18 protein-coding genes are annotated in these 19,719 nt (G+C 63.9%); 6 read left to right on the top strand and 12 right to left on the bottom strand.

Annotated features, from left to right (window positions below):
* Nucleotides 1–293: 293 nt before the first annotated feature.
* From ACVWW1_RS45320 to ACVWW1_RS45310, 3 genes are all read right to left on the bottom strand, one after another.
* A complete protein-coding gene (locus ACVWW1_RS45320) occupies nt 294–464 on the bottom strand; it encodes a hypothetical protein (protein ID WP_176532462.1) in 171 nt (56 codons plus the stop codon).
* Nucleotides 465–696: 232 nt separating this feature from the next.
* A complete protein-coding gene (locus ACVWW1_RS45315; protein WP_456660354.1) occupies nt 697–2,073 on the bottom strand; it encodes an ATP-binding protein in 1,377 nt (458 codons plus the stop codon).
* Between the two features lie 209 nt (nt 2,074–2,282).
* Nucleotides 2,283–2,945 carry a response regulator transcription factor gene (locus ACVWW1_RS45310; protein WP_092125249.1) on the bottom strand — a complete coding sequence of 221 codons (663 nt, stop codon included), beginning with the start codon at nt 2,943–2,945 and terminating at the stop codon, nt 2,283–2,285.
* Between the two features lie 377 nt (nt 2,946–3,322).
* On the opposite strand from ACVWW1_RS45310, the gene ACVWW1_RS45305 reads away from it, so the two are divergent.
* Entirely contained in the window at nt 3,323–3,676 is a 354-nt protein-coding gene (locus ACVWW1_RS45305; protein ID WP_456660353.1) for a VanZ family protein, read from the top strand.
* Between the two features lie 110 nt (nt 3,677–3,786).
* On the opposite strand, the gene galE is transcribed toward ACVWW1_RS45305, so the two are convergent.
* From galE to ACVWW1_RS45275, 6 genes are all read right to left on the bottom strand, one after another.
* The gene (gene galE / locus ACVWW1_RS45300; protein ID WP_456660352.1) at nt 3,787–4,782 is read right to left on the bottom strand and encodes a UDP-glucose 4-epimerase GalE; all 996 of its coding nucleotides are present in this window, start codon (nt 4,780–4,782) and stop codon (nt 3,787–3,789) included.
* 139 nt (nt 4,783–4,921) lie between these two features.
* Nucleotides 4,922–5,179: a hypothetical protein gene (locus tag ACVWW1_RS45295; RefSeq protein WP_207836592.1), complete on the bottom strand. Its 258-nt coding sequence runs from the start codon at nt 5,177–5,179 to the stop codon at nt 4,922–4,924.
* Between the two features lie 162 nt (nt 5,180–5,341).
* The gene (locus ACVWW1_RS45290; protein ID WP_224943058.1) at nt 5,342–5,971 is read right to left on the bottom strand and encodes a transglutaminase-like cysteine peptidase; all 630 of its coding nucleotides are present in this window, start codon (nt 5,969–5,971) and stop codon (nt 5,342–5,344) included.
* A gap of 323 nt (nt 5,972–6,294) precedes the next feature.
* Nucleotides 6,295–6,963, bottom strand: a complete 669-nt coding sequence (locus ACVWW1_RS45285; RefSeq protein ID WP_456660351.1) for an AAA family ATPase — start codon at nt 6,961–6,963, stop codon at nt 6,295–6,297.
* Between the two features lie 15 nt (nt 6,964–6,978).
* Complete coding sequence (locus ACVWW1_RS45280) at nt 6,979–7,953, bottom strand: glycosyltransferase (RefSeq protein ID WP_456660350.1); 975 nt, start codon at nt 7,951–7,953, stop codon at nt 6,979–6,981.
* Entirely contained in the window at nt 7,941–8,264 is a 324-nt protein-coding gene (locus ACVWW1_RS45275; RefSeq protein WP_456660349.1) for a hypothetical protein, read from the bottom strand. The genes ACVWW1_RS45280 and ACVWW1_RS45275 overlap by 13 nt, the downstream gene beginning before the upstream one ends.
* A 147-nt stretch (nt 8,265–8,411) precedes the next feature.
* Here ACVWW1_RS45275 and ACVWW1_RS45270 point away from each other — a divergent pair, with 147 nt between their 5' ends.
* Nucleotides 8,412–9,347: a hypothetical protein gene (locus tag ACVWW1_RS45270; RefSeq protein ID WP_456660348.1), complete on the top strand. Its 936-nt coding sequence runs from the start codon at nt 8,412–8,414 to the stop codon at nt 9,345–9,347.
* Between the two features lie 25 nt (nt 9,348–9,372).
* The gene (locus tag ACVWW1_RS45265) at nt 9,373–11,928 is read left to right on the top strand and encodes a glycosyltransferase (protein ID WP_456660347.1); all 2,556 of its coding nucleotides are present in this window, start codon (nt 9,373–9,375) and stop codon (nt 11,926–11,928) included.
* Here ACVWW1_RS45265 and ACVWW1_RS45260 read toward each other — a convergent pair.
* Entirely contained in the window at nt 11,869–14,208 is a 2,340-nt protein-coding gene (locus ACVWW1_RS45260; protein ID WP_456660346.1) for a glycosyltransferase family 2 protein, read from the bottom strand. The two genes, ACVWW1_RS45265 and ACVWW1_RS45260, sit on opposite strands and share 60 nt — an antisense overlap.
* 227 nt (nt 14,209–14,435) lie before the next feature.
* Here ACVWW1_RS45260 and ACVWW1_RS45255 point away from each other — a divergent pair, with 227 nt between their 5' ends.
* The gene (locus ACVWW1_RS45255) at nt 14,436–15,743 is read left to right on the top strand and encodes a UDP-glucose dehydrogenase family protein (protein ID WP_456660345.1); all 1,308 of its coding nucleotides are present in this window, start codon (nt 14,436–14,438) and stop codon (nt 15,741–15,743) included.
* 377 nt (nt 15,744–16,120) lie between these two features.
* Here the strand turns inward: ACVWW1_RS45255 and rfbD are convergent, their stop codons facing one another.
* The gene (rfbD, locus tag ACVWW1_RS45250; protein ID WP_456660820.1) at nt 16,121–16,954 is read right to left on the bottom strand and encodes a dTDP-4-dehydrorhamnose reductase; all 834 of its coding nucleotides are present in this window, start codon (nt 16,952–16,954) and stop codon (nt 16,121–16,123) included.
* A gap of 78 nt (nt 16,955–17,032) precedes the next feature.
* Nucleotides 17,033–17,587, bottom strand: a complete 555-nt coding sequence (gene rfbC / locus ACVWW1_RS45245; protein ID WP_456660344.1) for a dTDP-4-dehydrorhamnose 3,5-epimerase — start codon at nt 17,585–17,587, stop codon at nt 17,033–17,035.
* A 109-nt stretch (nt 17,588–17,696) separates the two neighbouring features.
* Here rfbC and rfbA point away from each other — a divergent pair, with 109 nt between their 5' ends.
* Together rfbA and rfbB are read left to right on the top strand one after the other, a co-directional pair.
* Nucleotides 17,697–18,608, top strand: a complete 912-nt coding sequence (gene rfbA, locus ACVWW1_RS45240; RefSeq protein WP_207836577.1) for a glucose-1-phosphate thymidylyltransferase RfbA — start codon at nt 17,697–17,699, stop codon at nt 18,606–18,608.
* On the top strand, nt 18,598–19,665 hold the full coding sequence (gene rfbB, locus ACVWW1_RS45235; protein ID WP_456660343.1) for a dTDP-glucose 4,6-dehydratase: 1,068 nt from the start codon (nt 18,598–18,600) through the stop codon (nt 19,663–19,665). The genes rfbA and rfbB overlap by 11 nt, the downstream gene beginning before the upstream one ends.
* Nucleotides 19,666–19,719 lie beyond the last annotated feature (54 nt).

The following is a 19,719-nucleotide window of genomic DNA, read 5'->3' as shown; positions in this document are numbered from 1 at the left end:
GTCCGGCGTCCCCGCCGGGTGCGTCGGATGACGTATGCAAACTCGGTCCCGGCTTGCGCCCCCTCGCTGGGGCCGCTTCTTTTTCACGGTTAGGAACAGCCCCGGTGACGTTCCGTTGTCGCGTGGTCCCGGTGCTCAAAACGGACAGCACTTGGACACGGCCTCAGCGTTCCCCCGGCGCTGGGGCCGTTTCTTTGGGGTGAAGAAGAAAGGTTCGGCCTTCGCCGGGCCTCGTAGTTCAAGCTGACTTGCAATTAGCGCCATCCCGGCTTCCACATGGGAACACAAAATTGCTATCGGGCTTCCTTCATGGTCCGCTCGACTTCATCGGCCAGCGTCCGGTGATGTGCGGCCAACTTAGCGAACAGTTCTTTCTTGGTCTTATTGGTCGCCAGCTTGCTGATTAGCTCGCACTCTTCCGCCTCGACACGAAGCTTCTCTAAGTGCGCCTGCATGTCCTTCATGGGCCGCCTCCCGAGATCGGGGGATGATTGCACGGGGAACAATCCGCGCAATACGACTTCTGGAACTCCGTTCACCCACGGAGAACCCGGGATTGGATCTAAATTCTTTGATCTAGATCATGGGCAAGAACAGATTGCGTACCGCACGAGGGATTAAAAACGGACAGCACCTGCGAGCGGAGCGGGAGCGCACCGCCTTTGCGACCGCCATTCAACCGAATTCCATCATGCCCTACACCGCCGGCAGCACGAGCTCGGCCCGCAGACCGCCGATCGGCGCGTCATTCAGCGTGAGACTGCCGCCATAGAGACCGGCGAGATCGGTCACGATGGACAGGCCGAGCCCCGAGCCGGGCTTCGATTCGTCGAGCCGCTGGCCGCGCCGCGCCACCTGGGCGCGCTCGGCCTCCGACAGGCCGCGCCCGTCGTCGTCGACCACAATGCGCAGCCTGGGGCCAGCGCCCGACGCCTCCGGCGGGACCACGCTGACCTCGATGAGCACCTGCGAGGCCGCCCATTTGCAGGCGTTGTCGACGAGATTGCCGACCATCTCCTCGAGATCCTGCCGCTCGCCGCGAAACCGCGCTGCCGGGTCGGCCTTCGCCTCGATCGCGAGATCGCGATCGCGATGGATCTTCTCCATGGTCCGGCGCAGCGCCTCGATAACAGGGGCGACGTCGGTGATGGTGCTGACGATGGTGGCACGGGCGGCGATCCGCGCACGCTCGAGGTGATGCGCGACCTGATCACGCATCAGGTCGGCCTGCTCCAGCACCTTGCTGGCAAAGGGATCGCCGGCATGCGCGCCGGCTTCGTTCACGATCACCGACAGCGGCGTCTTGATCGCATGGGCGAGGTTGCCGACATGGGTGCGCGAGCGCTCGACGATCTCCCGGTTGGCATCGATCAGCGCGTTGGTCTCGCGCGCGAGCGGCGCGATCTCGACCGGAAACCGGCCCTCCAGCCGCTCGGCGCGGCCGGAGCGGATATCGGCAATCGCATCGGATATGCGCTTGAGCGGCGCGAGGCCGTAGCGCACCTGGAAGATCGTGGTCAGCAGCAGCACGATGCCGAGGGCTGCGAAGGTGCCGCCGAGATAATAGTCGAAGCTGCGCGTCTCATCGAAGATCTCGGTGGCATCGCCGGCGACGCTGACCAGGAACTTGCCGTCTGCGCCGAGGTCGACCGGGCGCTCGACCACGCGCAGGCTCTGGCCTTCGGGTCCGTCGACATAGCCGAGGCGGACGCCGGCGGCAGTCAACTCGGCGCCGTGCTCCTCGAGCTTCGGCAGTTTCTTGTCCCACAGCGAGCGTGAGGCGCGGGTCTCGCCCTTTTCCGTGTCGGTGCGGGTGATCTGCCAGTACCAGCCCGACAGCGGCAGGTCGAACAGCGGCTCGCCGAGCGACTGGAACTGGCGGTCCGCCGGCTCGTCCGGCGTCGCCACCTCGGCGATCAGGGTGCGCAAATAGAGATTGAGCCGCCGATCGAAGGCGCGCTCGGTGGCGTCGCGATAGACCGACGACAGGATCACGCCGGTGATCGCCAGGATCACCACCACCCAGGCGGTCGCCGAGACGAACAGGCGGGTCGCAAGCGAGCTGCCGCCCATCAGAGCACGGGCTCGAACAGCGTGTCAGCGGCAACAGACATCAGGGATTCAAACATTGGCGAATCCAGTTCTCCCGGCGCGGATCATGCCAATGCCCGTATACGCCGATCAAGCACTCTAAGAGCATGATCCGATTGAACAGGATATGCCCTCATCCTTTTGTTTGGTCGCGCTTTCTTCACGCGGACCGGTTCGCTTGAGAAAGCGCTTTAGGTCGGCGGCGACAGCATGTAGCCGAGGCCCCGAACAGTCTGGATGATATCGACTTCCAGCTTCTTGCGGATGCGGCCGACGAACACCTCGATCGTGTTGGAGTCGCGGTCGAAGTCCTGGTCGTAGAGGTGCTCGACCAGTTCGGTGCGCGAGACTACCCGCCCCGTGTGGTGCATCAGATAGTCGAGCAGGTTGTACTCGTGCGAGGTCAGCTTGATCGGGTTGCCGTTGACGGTGACCCGCTTGGTGCGGGTATTCAGCGCCACCGGCCCGCAGGTCAGCTCGACCTGGGCATGCCCGGTCGCGCGGCGCAGCAGCGCGCGGATCCGCGCCAGCACCTCCTCCAGATGGAAGGGCTTTGCGACATAGTCGTCGGCGCCGGCATCGAACCCCTGAACCTTGTCGCTCCAGCGGTCGCGCGCGGTGAGAATCAGCACCGGCATCACCCGCTTGTTCCGCCGCCAGGCCTCGAGCACCGAGATACCGTCCATCTTCGGCAGGCCGATATCCAGCACGACCGCGTCGTAGGGCTCGCTGTCGCCAAGGAAATGCCCCTCCTCGCCGTCGAACGCGCGATCGACCACATAGCCGGCGTCCGTCAGCGCGGTGGTGAGCTGGCGGTTCAGATCCGGGTCATCCTCAACGACGAGCAGACGCACTTTGGCCTCCGAGAGTGAGCATTGCGATATTCCGGCATCAAATGAGGCTCCCGGCCGTGAACGGCCCTATGAATGGAGCCACAGGCGAAACCTTATTTTTTCGTCAGGTGCACCATCCCGGGAACCCGCGCAAGCGTCACTGGTTCCCACTGAGAGATGCGCGCCAAGTGGGATTGAGTTTCAACATGTGGTATTTTGATACCTTTCATTTGGCAACAGGACGACCCGTCGTGTCTGTCACAATCGGCGGGCAAGTTAACCTTCGGCGACCATTTCCATGTCGCTGACACGGGTGATGCGCTAATCCAGCCCGGGGTCGTCTGCGGTACAGGACCGGGAATACTTTGTCGCATATTTCAAAGATACGGAGGTTTGGCGTGATTGCGGGCTGGCTTGCGCTTGCCTTTATCGCGTTCGTGACGCTGTCGCCGGTCCAGGACCGTCCGTCGTTTTTCCATCCTCAGACCGAGCGCTTCGCGGCGTTTGCAGTGATGGCAATGGCCTTTGTGCTGGGTTACCCGCGGCGTACCGCGCTGATCTTGCTCTTTGTCGTCTTCAGCTCGTTCACACTCGAAGCGATGCAATTGCTGACACCGGACCGTCACGGCCGCCTGCTCGACGCGATCGTCAAGGTGGCGGGAGGTCTTGCCGGCATCGGCGCAGGTCGCCTCATCCTGTTGGTGCTGCGCAGCCAGCTCGGCCGGCTGAGGTCGCGCGCGGACGCAGCTTAGTCTTCCGCCATTTTGAGCATGATCTCCGCGCAAACGCGTTCCGTGTTTGTCGCAACGGAAAGCCGCTTCGCGCTTTGCGCTAACGCGGCCCTTCGGGTCCGGATCATGCCCTATCGCCGGCGCGGATGCGCCTTCTGGTGCCACGCCCAGGCCGAGCGAATGATGCGACCGAGATCCGACCGGCTCGCCTTGAAACCGAGGCCGCTTTCCGACCTGGAGGGATCGGCAACCAGGATCGGCGGATCGCCGGCCCTGCGTTCGCACACCACGCTCGGCACCGCTTCGCCGGTCTCGGCGCGGATCGCGTCGAGCACCTCGCGCACCGAATAGCCGGTGCCGGTGCCGAGGTTGAACACACCGCCGGCGCCCCCCTTCAACAGCAGCTCGAGCGCCGCGATATGGGCGGCGGCGAGATCGTCGACATGGATGTAGTCGCGCACCGCGGTGCCGTCAGGCGTCTCATAATCTTCGCCGAAGATCGCGAAATCCGGCACGTGCCCGAGCAGCGCCATCAGCGCGCGCGGAATCAAATGCGTCTCGGGATCGCGGAGCTCGCCAATGGTGCCGGATGCATCGGCGCCACAGGCGTTGAAGTAGCGCAGGCAGACCGATTTGAACTGATAGGCGGCGCGATAATCATCGAGCATCTGCTCGATCATGAACTTGGACCGGCCGTAGGGATTGACGGTCGGCCCTGCGGCGCTCTCGGGAATGGGATCGCGCCCGGCATTGCCATAGACGGCGCCGGTGCTGGAAAACACCAGGCGGTCGCAGCCTGCCTCACGCATGCCGCGCAGCAGGCCGAGCGTGCCGGCAACGTTATTGCCAAAGTATTTCTGCGGATCCGCGACGGACTCGCCGACCGCGCTGAACGCGGCGAAGTGCATCACAGCCAGCGCATTGTGCTCGCGGATGGTGGCGGCGATCTTGTCGTGGTCGGCGACGTCGCCGGTCACGAGCGGTCCCCATTGCACGAAATTGCGATGGCCGGTGGAGAGGTTGTCGTAGACGACCGGTAGAAACCCGGCCTCGGCGACTGCCTTGGCGCAATGGGACCCGATGTATCCCGCGCCCCCTGTGATGAGGATCGAACCCCTGCTCGCCATTGAAAATGCCGTCCCTGCGCGGACCAATCCTGCGCCTCAACCACCGCATTGATCGCATGGGTACGACATTCCGTCCGGCGCAGCAAAATGACGATGGGAATAGCGTTAAGAGCAAACGGATTTGCTGCCGCAGTGACGATTAACGCGACCCCAGCGGGACGTTGGTCTGCTGCCCAACCGGCGCCGCGTGTCGTGGTGGCCTTCCATAGGGGTAAACCGGTGTTGCCGGCGGGACCGGCTGGGTCGCCTGCGGCCGCGATGTCGGGACACCGCCGCCCGGGCCGTCGATCGAGTAGCGCGTTGCGCCCTGTGTGGTCTGCCCGGTGCCCTGTGCGAGCACGGGACCGGCTGTGGCGACGACCAGCGTCGCAATCGTGACAAGGCCGGCCAGCTTCATGTCGATGCCTCGATGGGTTGGACCGGGATCAACCGGTCACGCCTGCAATCGTTCCGGAATGCTGTCGCAGCGCCCTCGCAATCTTCATCATCCCTCATACGAAAATGGCGCGGCGAAATGTCTCGCCGCGCCACGTTCAATCGATGGGGCTAACTCAGAAGTTCAGGCGCCAGCCTGCGCGACGGCGGCCCAGTGATCGGGGTTCGCCGGGGTCTGCATCCTGACCCAGCGATAGCGCGCCTGCGACCAGCTGCGGATCTGCGCGTTCAGATTGTCGAGCACGATGTCGCCGCCATCGGCGCGGACCACCAGCACGAGATGATGCTCGCCCCAGGAGGTCACCACCTCGCTCAGCAGCAGGTCGCGCATCGGCCAGCCGCGCGCCAGCAGTTCATGGCGCTTGCTGACGGCGTAGTCGTTGCAGTCACCGCGCGCCGGATTGATCAACCATTCCTCGCCGGCGAGGCCGCGCGCGTTGCGCTGTGGCGCGATGCTGCGATTGACCGAGGCATTGACCTCGATCAGGTCGGCGATGCGCTGCTTGGTAAGACGTGTGGCACCACCGCGGAATACCATGCGGGCGCGGGGCTTCTGCCTGCATTCGTCGGCATAGCGCATGCAGAACATGGTGTAGGCCATCGGCGCCAGCGTCGGCTCGCTGAAGCGGATCTTCTCGACCACGCCGCGCAGCGGCAGCGGGAAGCCGATCATTCCAGCTTGCGTGTGCTGCGCGCTGGTCCCGAGCGCAATGACGGCCAGAAGCAAGGCCATCACTCTCTTGACGTTGTACATTCTTCACTCCCCACCGTGCCTGGAAGCATTTACGGGAAATGTCTTGAGCTTGGGCTCAGGCGCGCGGCGGCATTTGCTTCAAATGCCGAGAGGCGCGCGAGCAGTCCGTTAACCAAGTCAGGTTCCCGCGCCGGCAAGCCTTTCGGCTGCCGAATGATAACGCGCGTGCCGGTCAACGGATCGCGGCTTTATCGGCGCTTCCGGCGCATTTTCCTGCGGTTTCGGCAGACGCCGCCGTCAGATGACGGGGCGGTTGTGGCGCGGGATTTCCTCTTCCCATACAGGCACGGTCAGCCTGATGTGAAGCAGCCGGATCGCTCTGTTCAATCTAGACCGTCATGCGCTGCCGGGGCGCGATCCCGCACCAGCTCATGACGAGATCGGCGAGCGTCTTGATCTCGAGATCCGCGGGCGTACCGCTGGCGAAATCGGCAACCGATTGTCCCAGCGCGACGGCGCGAACATAGGCCGAGCGGCTTCCGATCATCGGCCCGATCTCTTCGTCGAGCGTATCCAGCTCCTCGATCAACTGCTGGCCCCTCGAGCGTGCGCTGGTCGACGCGATTCGGCACGATCATGGCACGGAGCGCGGTTCGCCGCGCTGCACGCACCTCCCGCACGATGTCGATCGTCCGCGCGGTGGCCTCGATGTCGAGGCCCGACGGCGTACACGGCATCAGCACGATATTGGCGACCGCCAGCACGGCGCCCAGCACCCGGTCGTTGGGCGCGGAATCCACGACGATGATCTGATGGGGAATCTGGCGCATCAGCCTGGCCCATTCGGCAACCGGCCGGGTTTCCGGATCAAGCTGGTAGACGGGAAACGACAGATTGCCGGGCTCGGCCCAGTGACAGGCGGACGCCTGGGAGTCGGCGTCGACCAGTCCCACCACGCCCGTACGCCGATCCAGTTCTGCAGCCAGCAAGACCGCAAGAGTCGTCTTTCCGACCCCGCCCTTGCGCTGGGCAACCGAGATGACAAGCGGCATCGCTAGCTCCTGGCGTTATCCCCCGTGCGTGCGCGGGAGGACACCTTCATCGACGAGCGTCAGCATCCGGGGCAGACAGACCCGCTTTGCGTCGTAATTGTCTCGCACAAAGCTCCTCGCCTTCATCCGTATCTTCTTGAAGGCTTTCGGCCGTGACAGCACCGAGACTACCTGATCCGACAACGCATCAGTATCAAAAAACGGCGCCAGCAGGCCGTTGCCGTCCGAGATGATATCGCGAAGCGGAGCCGTGTCGGATGCCACCACCGCACATCCCGCACTCATGGCCTCCAGCAGCGACCATGACAGCACGAAGGGATAAGTCAGATAGACGTGCACCGAGGAGATCTGCAGCAGCGCGAGATACTGTTCCCGGGGAATCCGGCCAAGGAAATGCACGCGGCGCAGGTCGATGTCCGATCTGATTTCGTCCAGGAACATCGACTTCCAGCTCGAGCCCTTCGGTGGATTCGCGCCGTAGGATGTGCCGCTGCCGCCGACGATCACCACCTGCGCATTCGGCCGCGCAGCCAATATCCTCGGCAGCGATCGCATGAAGACATGGAATCCGCGCACCGGCTCCAAATTTCGCGAGACGTAGGTGATCACCTCGTCGTCCGCCGACAGTGTCGCGCCGTTCGGAAGCTGAAACCTGGCGACGGGATTGGGCTTCACCTCGTCGGTGTCGACGCCCTCGTGGATGACATCGATCTTGCTCTGAAACTCGCGGGGGAAGGTCGACCTCTGCCATGGCGTCGGCGAAACGCCGGAATCGCATTCCGTGAGCGCCAGCAGCGTCGTCGCGTTCTTCAGATGGAGCGCGACATTGCCGTCGAGGCCCGTCATCGGAAACTCGGGATCGAAGCCGACGTCCCTGCCCTCGGCGCCGTAGTAGAATTCGCAATAGAGGATGATCCGCGCTTTCGGAAACATCGTGCGCAGCGGCAGCGTCTCACCCCAACCGGGATGCGCGAAGATCAGGTCGGGCACGAAGCCCTGCCCCGACAGCGACGACAGCGCATACAGGACCTCTTCGGCACGCCGCGCGCTTCGACATCGAAGCGGCGGGCAAAGGGATGGACCATCGCGGAGTCCGACTTGGTCGTCGAATATTTCAGCAGCCGGATATCCCGCGTCGTGCTCGCGGTCGATGAACCGACCGCAACGACCTTGTTTCCGGGCTGCTCCGCGAGCGCACGCGCAATGTGGCGGTACTGGGCTGGAAAGTTGTTGTGGACGAAGAGGACGTTCATTGGCGGGCGGGCGCGCCCCCCGGCCGCGCGGTCGTCGATTGGGGTCATGCTCGATATCATGACCGGCAGGGTGTCTTCGATATGCACGTGCGAACTATCTCACCGGATTAACATTAAGCCCCCTTCTATCACATAGATTTTTGGGGCACACTGTGGGAAACATATCGACCCATTCCGTTAGGCTCGCAGGCGACCATGAACGAACAGATTCAGCAGAAAACCATTGACCTGGCACGGGGTCTTTTCCTGGTTCGCTACAATGGCGCGGAAGACAAGACATCACCTCCGGTGGTGCGCGTCTATGCCGATCGCACCAGCCTTAACAATTGTAACATCATTACCGGGCCCGATGCGGCCAATGGAACCCTGTTTGCGCCCGAGACCGCGCTGGTCGTGTCGGTGGCCCGGCCAAGCCGCCTGATCGTCGAGGTCACGGCAGGGCGCGCCGGGGGCTCGACCGCCGCCAATATCAAGATCGAACCGCTGAGCCAGGGACAACCGGCCGTGCAGCCGATCGGTCAGCCGGCCGGCCAGCCATTCGACACCTACGAGCCCGAGGCCGGCCCTGACGAGCTGAGCGCCCTCAAGCTGCTCGCGCATGTCGCGGGTTTGGGTGACGTGACGGTCGGCCCGAATACGTGGATTGCCGGACCGGCCGCGCCAGCCCGAATCGAGGGAATTTCCCTCGAATGGCCGAACAAGCCACACGATCTCAACCTGCAATATGCGGTCAAGTTCGCCAGGCCGCAGCGCGGCGACAACCAGTTCGTTCCGCTCGGAACCTTTGCCGGAACCCGGGGACGCGCGCTCGCCATCACGGGGTTCTCGCTGGAAGCCACAGGCCCCGGCGCGGATCGCTACGCCATCGCCGCCGAAACCATCTTCCTCGGAGCTCCCGCCCTGCGCGTAACCGGGAACCGGATTGTGGTGTCGGGCCCTTCGGGCCGGGAACCCCTGGTGGGCCTCAAGCTCAGTCTCGAAGAGCACCGGGCGCAGGCAGCGCCCCTCGCGCCTCGGCAGCCAAGGCACGCTGAACCCGCTCCGCCGATGCCGCGCCAGGAGGCACCCCGCCTCGACGGACGGGTACGCGTATTCCGGAGCCGGCAGAACGCCGTCAAGACGGCGGGCTGACCATGCGGGCAGACAAGGGCGACATTTGACCGCCGACGCGCGCAGGATCGCCTTTACGTCCAGAACGCTCCACCACGTCGATCTCGAGCGAGCCGCCGTTGGAGCGCTCGAGGCACGTGATTTCCGGCGCGCATTCGCGCTGGCCGACCGCCGCTGCCGGATCTTGCCGCATCCGGGCGCCCGCGCCCATTTGCTCCGCGCGGAAGCGCTGTTTCGCCTCGATCTCAAGGATGCGGCTGTCGCCAGCGTAGCCAAAGCGCTCGAGCTCGAGCCGGACGACCTTGCCGCCGCGCGGCGAATGATGGCTTGGGGCGACCGCCTTGCGCAGATCGAAGCCGCACGAAGCGTCACGCGGCGCGATGACGATCCGGATTCAGTCAGGAGCGCTCTCCTGCTGCTCGAGCAGAGCGGTCAGGACAGCTGCGCCCGTATCGATTTCCTGGATGAGGAAGTGAAGGGATGGGTGACGTGGCGAGGAACTGATGACCCGCACCTTTCACTGGCGCAAGCGGATCAATCCAGCACCGTCCAGCTTCCCGCCGATCCTCGTCACAGATTTGCACTCGATGGACGACGTGCTGCGAGCTTCCGTCTGATGCGGCCGGCGTCCGCGGCCTCGCAGCGCCTCGAGATCGCACAGGCGGCCCGCGTCATCGCGAGCGTTCAGCTCCCGGCCAACCGCGCGCCGGATCGCCGCGCCCCACCGCAACGGCCGCCTCGCGCCGGGAGCGCTGAAACTCTGCCGCTCACCATCATCATTCCGGTGTACCGGGATTTGGCCGCGACGCGCGCCTGCATCGAGAGCGCATTGACGGCCGTGGCCTGCACGCCGGGCGCGACCATCGTAGCCGTCGATGACGCGTCGCCCGAGCCCGATATCAAGCGCCTGCTCGGCGAACTGGCTTCCGAGCAGCGCATCCGGCTCCTGACCAACGCGCACAATCTCGGCTTTGTCGGCGCGGTCAACCGGGCGCTTGCCGAAACTGATACCGGCGATGTCGTGCTGCTGAACTCGGATACGACGGTGCCGAAATACGCGCTGCAACGCTTGAGAAGCGCCGTGCAATCGACGCCCGGCGTGGGCACGGCGACCCCGCTCTCGAACAACGGCGAATATACCAGCTTTCCAATTCCGAACCGGTCGAACCCCCTGCCCTCGCCCGACGAGCTGGAATTGCTGGACGAGCTTGCCGGCACGGCAAATTCCGGGATCGCGATCGACATTCCCAACGGCATCGGGTTCTGCCTCTACATCACCCGCGAATGCCTCGACGCCGTGCATGAGCTCTCCGACGACTTCTATCGCGGCTATCTTGAAGACGTCGACTTCTGCCTGCGCGCCGCGGAGGCCGGCTTCCGCAATGTGTGCATCCCGTCGGTCTTTGTCGGACATGAAGGTTCGCGCTCGTTTCTTGGCGAGAAGCGTTCGCTGGTGCTGCGCAATCTTCGCGTGCTCGAACACCGTTACCGGCGATATGCGACGGAGTGCGCGGCGTTCCTGCTTGCCGATCCGCTGCGCGATTGCCGCATGGCGCTTGAGCTCAAGCTGCTCTCCAACGAACAGTGCGCCGCCAGCCCGCATGTCATCCTCTGCGGCTCCGCCGTTGGCCGCGCGATTGCCATCAGGCGGTGCAGGCAGCTCGCGGCGGACGACAAGCGCGGGCTGATCGTTCACTTCCGCGCCGAGGGACAACGCCAGCTGGCTGCGATCTTCGCTCCGGACGGCGGAGCCCCGCAGTCGATCGCACTCGACGTTGCGACAGCTGAGGGCCGCGAGGCCCTTCTGCAGCTTCTCGCCGATCTCCGAATCCGCTCGCTCGAGATTTCGGAACCGAACCGCATCCCCAGGGCATGTCTCGTGCAGCTCACGCAACATTTCGCCTACGAGCTGCTGATCACCGACACCAGACTTGCCGACCGCGCCGCGATTGGATCCGGCCTCCATCCGGACTGGACCGGTCTCGTCGAAGGGGCCCGAGGCGTGATCGCGATCGGCGAAGACGGGGCAGCCTTTTCGGTCTCGGTTCTCGGCCTGCAAGTGGTCAGGCCGAGCGACCCGCTGGTGCGGCCGGCGCGGCATCCTGCGGCGAGCGGCCCGGCGCGTCTCGGCCTGCTCGCGCTGCGCGGCAGCGCGGCGGAATCTCGCTTCGTCAGAGCGCTCAGCGATCAAATCGCCAATGCCCATGCAGACACCGAGATCATCGTGCTCGGCACCACCCTCGACGATCTCAAGCTGATGCAGCGGACGAATGTCATGGTCACCGGCGAAATCGCCGTCGACGACGTCGCGACACTGATCGAAGGTCACAACATCACGAAACTGGTTCTCGACATCGGCGAACCGGCATTCGGGCATCCGCTGGTCGACGCTCTGCTGGCGACCGGATTGCCGGCCGCCGCGACGGAATGGCTTCCGACACCGCCGGGACGTAGCCGAAAGACCGACCTGAAGCTGCAGCCCGGCTTTGACGCCGATGAAACGGTTGCCGCCGTCCTCGACTGGGTGGTCGAAGATGTGCAGTTACATCCCGATCGGAGGAGCAGTCGGCACAGGCGGGAGGTTGGCGCGCGGCTTCCATGACCGCGGCGGCCATGCGAGCGAGGAGAACGGCGTCGAGTCCAGCCCGAGCAGCGGGCTGTAATAGGGATCATCGAGCAGCACCTCGCCCCACTTCGCGCGCAGCATCGCCAGCTCGCGCCCGAAGCGCGCTTTGCGGTCCGGCGCGGAATCACGGCCCCGGCTTGCCGACTCCAGGTGAACGAGTTTCGCGTCCGGCGTGAATACGATCCGCTTTCCGAGCTGGCGCAGCTTCAGGCACAGATCGATATCGTTGAAACTGATCGGAAAGCGGACCTCATCCATGCCGCCGACAGCCACGAAATCGCGCTTGCGCATCAAGAGGCACGCGGCCGTCACCGCCGAACATTCGTGCGCCACCTGGAGCAGATCGCCGTAGCCGGGATCACCATCCATCCGGTCGTTGAAGGCGTGCGCGGCGGAAAAATTGGCGCCCAGCACCACCCCGCCGTGCTGCACGACGCTGCTCGGCCAGAGCAGCTTTGCGCCGACGGCTCCGACGTCGGGAGCGGACAGCCGCCACAGCATCTCCGCCAGCCAGCCGTCGTCGAGCGCCTGGACGTCGTTGTTGAGGAAACAGATGTTCTCCGTGTCGACGCAATCGACGGCGGCGTTGTTGATGGCTGCGAAGTTGAAGGGCCCCTCGACCGAAATAACGTCGATGTCGTCCGCTGAAAGACCCTCGAGATAGTCCAGCGCTTCCGGCTCGCTCGAGCTGTTGTCGACGACGAGAAGCCGGGCGTTGGTCTCATGTGCGGCCGGCAGGACCGTCTCGATGCAGCGCTTGAGGAGTTCGGCGCGGTTTCTGGTCGGGATGATGATGGTGGTGCGCTCGTTCCAATCGACCGCGCGCTTGACCCGCACAGCTGGAAGAAGCCCCGCTTTCCGCGGCTCGACATTCGCCTCGACGCCAGTCCTGGCAAAATACGCCTGGCTTGCAGCGACCAGTTCGGCGGTTGCGACGGACGCATCAATTCGCGGCAACGCCGCAACAGATCCCGGCAGATGATAGGTTCGCTCGGCATCCACGCAGCCAATGAAGATGTCGTAGAGTGACGTCGCCGATCGCAGCGCTTCCACGGCACGTTCCCGGCGCACCGCAAAGCAATACGCGCCATAGCCCTGCTCGAGCGCACGTTCGCGATCGAATGCCGAGAACGCCAGCGGCCAGACCGCGCCGGCGCCGGACGCGACCTCGACGTCGCCATAGACGAGCTCGCAACCGGGCTCGGACGCGAACACATCGGCGAAGCGCTGCAAGGCATCTTCCGCAAGGATCGTCCCGCTCAGGCAGAAGACGAAGAACGCGCTATTGGCGGCATCGCCGTCGACGAACTCGCGCGCAGCGCCGGAATCGAACTGACTGAACCCCCGCGCCGGCAGAGACACCGCCGACCAGGCCGCGTGCCGCTGGGCCTCTAGGCTCTCAATGCTTTCGTCCACCCTGGCGTCCCCGATCAGGACGACCGCGGCCTCGGATGGAACGTCAGACGGTGCTGTCGGCGAGAACCGCTCTTTCCAGCTGCGATAGGTGTGAAATGGCACCGAGGCAGGCAGGAGCTGATCGAACAATTGTCCGCGCAGCCGCTCGCTATCCCAGCGTCCGAGTTCGGCGATCATCTGCTCCAGGCCGCGCTCGAAAGCGACGAATGCAACCGGCTCCGCGATCAGGTTCCGTCCCGAAATTGTCCGCGCCGACAGCCCACGCACGCGACCATCGGCAAAATGCTCGGGCAGATGAAAATCGATCCGGCGGCCGACGCCGAACTCGCTGCCCCGCGCGACGTTGGTCCACCCGGTCGGCTTCACGGTCATCACCGGCCGTTGCGCGATCAGGATCTCGATGTCTTCGTCGACGTCCTGCGAGAGCCAGCCCTCGAAGCGCAAGCCTCCGGCCCATTTGATATCGCCGATTCGGTGCCACTGCGCTTCCGGTGCAGCGACATCGCAGCGAATCGGAGCACCAACGGGACTTCCGATATTTGCCAGTCTTGCCTCGATGATCGCAGCGTTCGAGCTGACCTCATCCTGTACGTTGAACGTAAAGCCAAATCGACCGTCGCCGATTCCGGCATCGGCAAGCTCTGTTACAAACTCGTCACACAATGATGACATGTATGGCTCGCCGTCGACCAGCAGTTCGACGGCGTAGCGTCGGGTCGGATCGGCGCGGTCATAAACAAATCCAGAAAACGTGGTGCGATCGTATCTGGAGAATTGCGTTTGCAACGACGCGTATTCAGCTCCTGAGGGCCTCTGCTTGCCTATCGTCTTCGTGCTCATGTCCACCCCTCAAACGGCGGCTCGATTGTCGGTCGATTTCAAGTTGAGAATGTGTCCATGGCGCGCCCTAGGTGACTAGCGAGCACTCAACTGCACTGAGGCCATCACCGTTTGCACAAAAAGCCGCCGCGCTTCAACACAATCGATACGTTATAAAACTTGGCGTTATCGGCGCCAATTGTGCTAGTGCTAACTCCTCCTCTCCACACTGATCGACGAGCGGATTCATGAAGATTGCAATGGTTGGAACGGGATATGTAGGTCTCGTATCCGGAGCGTGTTTTGCCGATTTCGGCCATCAGGTCGTGTGTGTCGACAAGGACGCCGGCAAGATCGAAGCCCTGAAGCGCGGCAAGATCCCGATCTACGAAACCGACCTCGATAAGCTCGTCGAGACCAATGCCGCCGCCGGACGGCTGACCTTCACGACGGAGCTGGCCGGGGCCGTCGGCGACGCCGATGCCGTCTTCATCGCGGTGGGAACACCGTCGCGGCGCGGCGATGGCCACGCGGACCTGAGCTACGTCTACGCTGCCGCCCGCGAGATCGGCGCAGCGCTGAAGAAGTTCACCGTGGTGGTGACGAAGTCGACCGTGCCCGTGGGCACCGGCGACGAGGTGGAACGCCTGATCCGCGAGACCCGTCCCGACGCGGATTTCGCGGTTGCTTCGAACCCCGAATTCCTGCGCGAAGGCGCCGCGATCCAGGATTTTCGCCATCCCGACCGGATCGTCGTCGGCATCGAGGACGAGCGCGCCAAGAGGGTGATGGGCGAAGTCTATCGCCCGCTCTACCTGAACCAGGCGCCGATCCTCTATACCGCACGACGCACGGCGGAATTGATCAAATACGCCGCAAATGCCTTCCTCGCCACCAAGATCACCTTCATCAACGAGATCGCCGATCTCTCCGAAAAGGTCGGGGCGAACGTACAGGAAGTCGCGCGCGGCATCGGGCTCGACAACCGGATCGGAACCAAGTTCCTGCATGCCGGCGCAGGCTATGGCGGCTCGTGTTTCCCGAAGGATACCCGCGCCTTGTTCAAAACGGCGCTCGATCACGACGTCCAGCTGAAGATCGTCGAAGCCACGCTGACCGCGAACGACAACCGCAAGCGCGCGATGGCGCGCAAGGTCTCCAACGTGCTCGGCGGAGAGCTGCGCGGCAAGACGATCGGCGTGCTTGGCCTGACCTTCAAGCCCGACACCGACGACATGCGCGAGGCACCGTCGATCCCGCTGATCAACGGCCTGATCGACTTCGGTGCCAAGGTTCGCGCCTACGATCCGGTCGGCATGGAGCAGGCGCGCAAGGAATTGCCCGAGATCGAGTACTGCAAGGACGCCTATGAATGCGCCCGCCAAGCGGATGCGCTGGTGATCGTGACCGAGTGGCGCCAGTTCCGCGCGCTCGATCTGAAGCGCATCAAGCAGGAAATGAAGCATCCGGTCGTCGTCGACCTGCGCAACATCTACCGGCCGGACGAGATGGCCGCGCACGGCTTCACCTACGACAGCATCGGCCGGCCGCGCTAAGCGGCCGTGCCGGCGCCGTCTAATACCAAAGCGCGATGAGGTTGAATCCCCATCGCGCTTTTTGCTTGTTGTCTCAGCATCGGCCCAGCGCAAACGCCGCGTGTTTGGCGCGGGGACGCCGCATCACATTCTGAGCTCCAGAGCATAATGAGATTAAGTTGAGCTGGAACGGCGTCGAAAGTTCACCTCTCCCTTGGGAGAGGTCGATTTGCGCAGCAAATCGAGTGAGGGGTTACGGTCTACCGAGAGAGCAAGAGCCCTCACCCGGATTGCACCGGACGATGCTTCGCATCGCCCGAGAGCAATCCGACCTCTCCCCAACGGGGAGAGGTGAACCGAGACCGCGCCAAGCCGATTCAACCAAAACTCATCCCGCTTTAGGCGTGGGCGGGCGCGCTGAGCTGGACATACGAGTTCAGCTCGCGTGCGAGCGCTTCCTGCCACGTCGGCATCGCGACCCCGAACTGCGTCTTGAGCCGCGTCAGATCCAGCCGCGAATTGCCCGGACGCACCGCCTTGGTCGGGAAATCGGCCGTCGCAATCGGAACGATATTGTCGACCGCGAGCGTGACGCCACGAGACCTCAGCCCGCCGACAATGGCGGTTGCAAAGCCGTGCCAGCTGGTCTCGCCGGCGCAAACGAGATTGACGACACCGCCCCTGCGCGCGAGCTGATCGTGCAGCGTGGTGATGTTCGGCAGGACGATGCCGGCGACCGCGCTCGCAATCGCCTGTGCCGTCGTCGGCGCGCCGATTTGATCCGCCACGATCCGCAATTCCTTACGCTCGCCGGCAAGCCGCGCGATGGTGCGCAGAAAATTCGTGCCCTTTGCGGCATAGACCCAGGAGGTGCGCGCGATCAGATGCGCCCCGCCGGCCGCCTGGATCGCGAGATCGCCGGCAAGCTTGCTCGCGCCGTAGGCCGACAACGGTTCGGTCGGGCTGTCCTCGCGCCACGACCGGTCGCCTGAACCGTTGAAAACGTAGTCCGTGGAGAAATGCACCAGCGGCACGCGGTTCGCTGCCGCCCATTTTGCCAGCGCTTCGGGTCCCCTGGCGTTGACCAGGAACGCCAGCTCGCGCTCGTCCTCGGCGCGGTCGACGGCCGTATAGGCGGCCGGATTGATGATGAGATCGGGCTTCAGTCTCTCAAGCTCGCCCGTCAACATCTCCGGCTTCGACAGATCGAACTCCGCGGTCGGCGGCGCGATGATGGTGCCGTAGCCTTCCAGCAGAGGCTTGAGCGCACTGCCGACCTGGCCGCGCGTTTCCCGTCAAGAGAATCCGCATCAGATTTGTCCATAGGTAGGGAGATTGCTGGCGTCGGCGAGGAGCGGCGCATCCGCATCCTTGGCCGACAGTTGCGGCTTATCGACGCCCCATTTGATCCCGATCGCCGGATCGTTCCACCGGATCGAGAGCTCGTCCTTGGGACTGTAGAAGTCATCGCATTTGTAGAAGAAGTCGGCAGTTTTCGAGAGCACCACGAAGCCGTGGGCAAAGCCGCGCGGCACCCATAGCTGACGGCGGTTGTCCTCGCTCAGTTCAACCGCGACATGCCTGCCGAAGTTCGGGCTGCCGACACGCACGTCGACGGCAACGTCCAGCACCTTGCCGCGCAGCACGGAGACGAGCTTGCCCTGAGTGAGCGGGTTTTGCAGGTGCAGCCCGCGCAGCACGCCGTACGCCGAGCGGGACATGTTGTCCTGCACGAAGGGGCGCGTGATGCCGTGCTCGACATAACGGGGCGACTGGTAGGTCTCGAGGAAGAAGCCGCGCTGGTCGCCGAACAGCTTCGGCTCGACGATCAGAACTTCAGGAAGCTCGGTCTTGATGACGTTCATTTAACATTTGTTCCAGTTTGACGCGCCCGAAATGTTAATTTCCACCTCATAACAAACTTGTGCGGCGCACGCTATATGTTATGTTTTGATAATCAAACTGTGAGGGACCATGAAAGGCATTATCCTTGCCGGTGGCACCGGCTCGCGTCTCTACCCCGTGACGACCGTCGTCTCCAAGCAGCTGCTGCCCGTCTTCGACAAGCCGATGATCTATTATCCGCTGTCGACGCTGATGCTCGGCGGAATCCGCGACATCCTGATCATCTCCACGCCGCAGGACAAGCCGCTGTTCCAGCGCCTGCTCGGCGACGGCAGCGAGATGGGTGTCCGGTTCGCCTATGCCACCCAGGAGACCCCACGGGGTCTCGCCGACGCCTTCATCGTGGGACGCGACTTCATCGGCGATGACTCGGTCGCCCTTGTGTTAGGGGATAACATTTTCTACGGCCACGGCCTGCCGAGCATGCTGTCGGCCGCCTCGGTCCGCAAGAAGGGCGCCACCGTGTTCGGCTACGTCGTCAACGCGCCCGAACAGTACGGCGTGATCGAGCTGGACGGCACCGGGCGGGCGCTGTCGATCGAGGAGAAGCCGAAACGCCCGAAGTCCAACGTCGCGGTCACCGGTCTCTATTTCTACGACAATGACGTGGTCGATATCGCCGCCGGCATCAAGCCGTCGCCGCGCGGCGAGATCGAGATCACCGACGTCAACAAGGCCTATCTCGAGCGCGGCGACCTCTATGTCGAGGTGCTCGGCCGCGGCTTCGCCTGGCTCGACACCGGCACCCATTCCTCGCTGGTCGAGGCCAGCCATTTCGTCCAGATCCTGGAGCAGCGCCAGGGCCTGCGCATCGCCTGCCCCGAGGAGATCGCCCTGCGCCAGGGTTACATCTCGCTGGAAGCCTTCGCGAGGGTGGCACAGAAGACCGCCAAGAGCAGCTACGGCGAGTATCTGCTGTCGGTCTACCGCTCGTTCCAGGGTCAGCCCCGCACTGCCGAGGTATTCAAACATGCGGTTTAAGGGATCGACGATCTTCGTCACCGGCGGCGCCGGCTTCATCGGCTCCGCCGTGGTCCGGCACCTGCTGCGAGACACCCACGCCCGCGTCGTCAACATCGACAAGCTGACCTATGCGGCGAACCTGGCCTCCCTGCCCGGCTCGACCGAGAGCCTGAACTACACTTTCGAAAAGGCCTGCATCTGCGAGGCGCAGGTCCTGCGCCGGCTGTTCGAGAAATATCAGCCCGATGCGGTGATGAATCTTGCGGCGGAGAGCCATGTCGACCGTTCGATCGACGGCCCCGGCGAATTCATCCAGACCAACATCGTCGGCACCTTCACGATCCTGCAGGAGACACTGCGTCACTGGCGCACGCTCTCGTCCGAGAAGCGCGACCAGTTCCGCTTCCTGCATATCTCGACCGACGAGGTGTTCGGGTCGCTCGGCGACGAAGGCCTGTTCACCGAGACCACGGCCTATGCGCCGAACTCGCCCTATTCGGCCAGCAAGGCGTCGTCCGATCATCTGGTACGCGCCTGGCGCGAGACCTACGAGCTGCCGACCCTGGTGACCAACTGCTCCAACAATTACGGACCCTATCACTTCCCGGAAAAGTTGATCCCGCACATGATCATCAAGGGGCTCGCCGGCGAGCCGCTGCCGGTCTATGGCGACGGCCAGAATGTCCGCGACTGGCTGTTCGTCGAGGATCACGCCAAGGCGCTGACCTTGGTGCTGGAACGCGGCGAGGTCGGCGAGACCTACAATGTCGGCGGCCGCAACGAGCGCACCAACCTGCACGTCGTGGAAAGCATCTGCGACCTGCTCGATGACGTCATGCCGGCTGCGGCAGGCCCGCGGCGCCAGCTGATCAATTTCGTCGCCGACCGGCCCGGCCACGACCGCCGCTACGCCATCGACGCCACCAAGCTCGAGACCGAGCTCGGCTGGCGCGCCGAGGAGAATTTCGAGACCGGCATCGCCAAGACAGTGCGCTGGTATGTCGACGAGCAACCCTGGTGGCGCGCGATCCTGGAGCGCGGCTACAAGGTGGAGCGCGTCGGGCTGAACCAGTAATCGCCGCTCTCTCCAAGCCGTCGGCGTGGATAGCCAACAGCAAGCCGGGAAGCG

It is taken from the genome of Bradyrhizobium sp. JR3.5, assembly GCF_054057015.1.
Note: the sequence above shows the minus strand (reverse complement) of the source record. Positions and strands in the feature narration are given on the sequence as shown.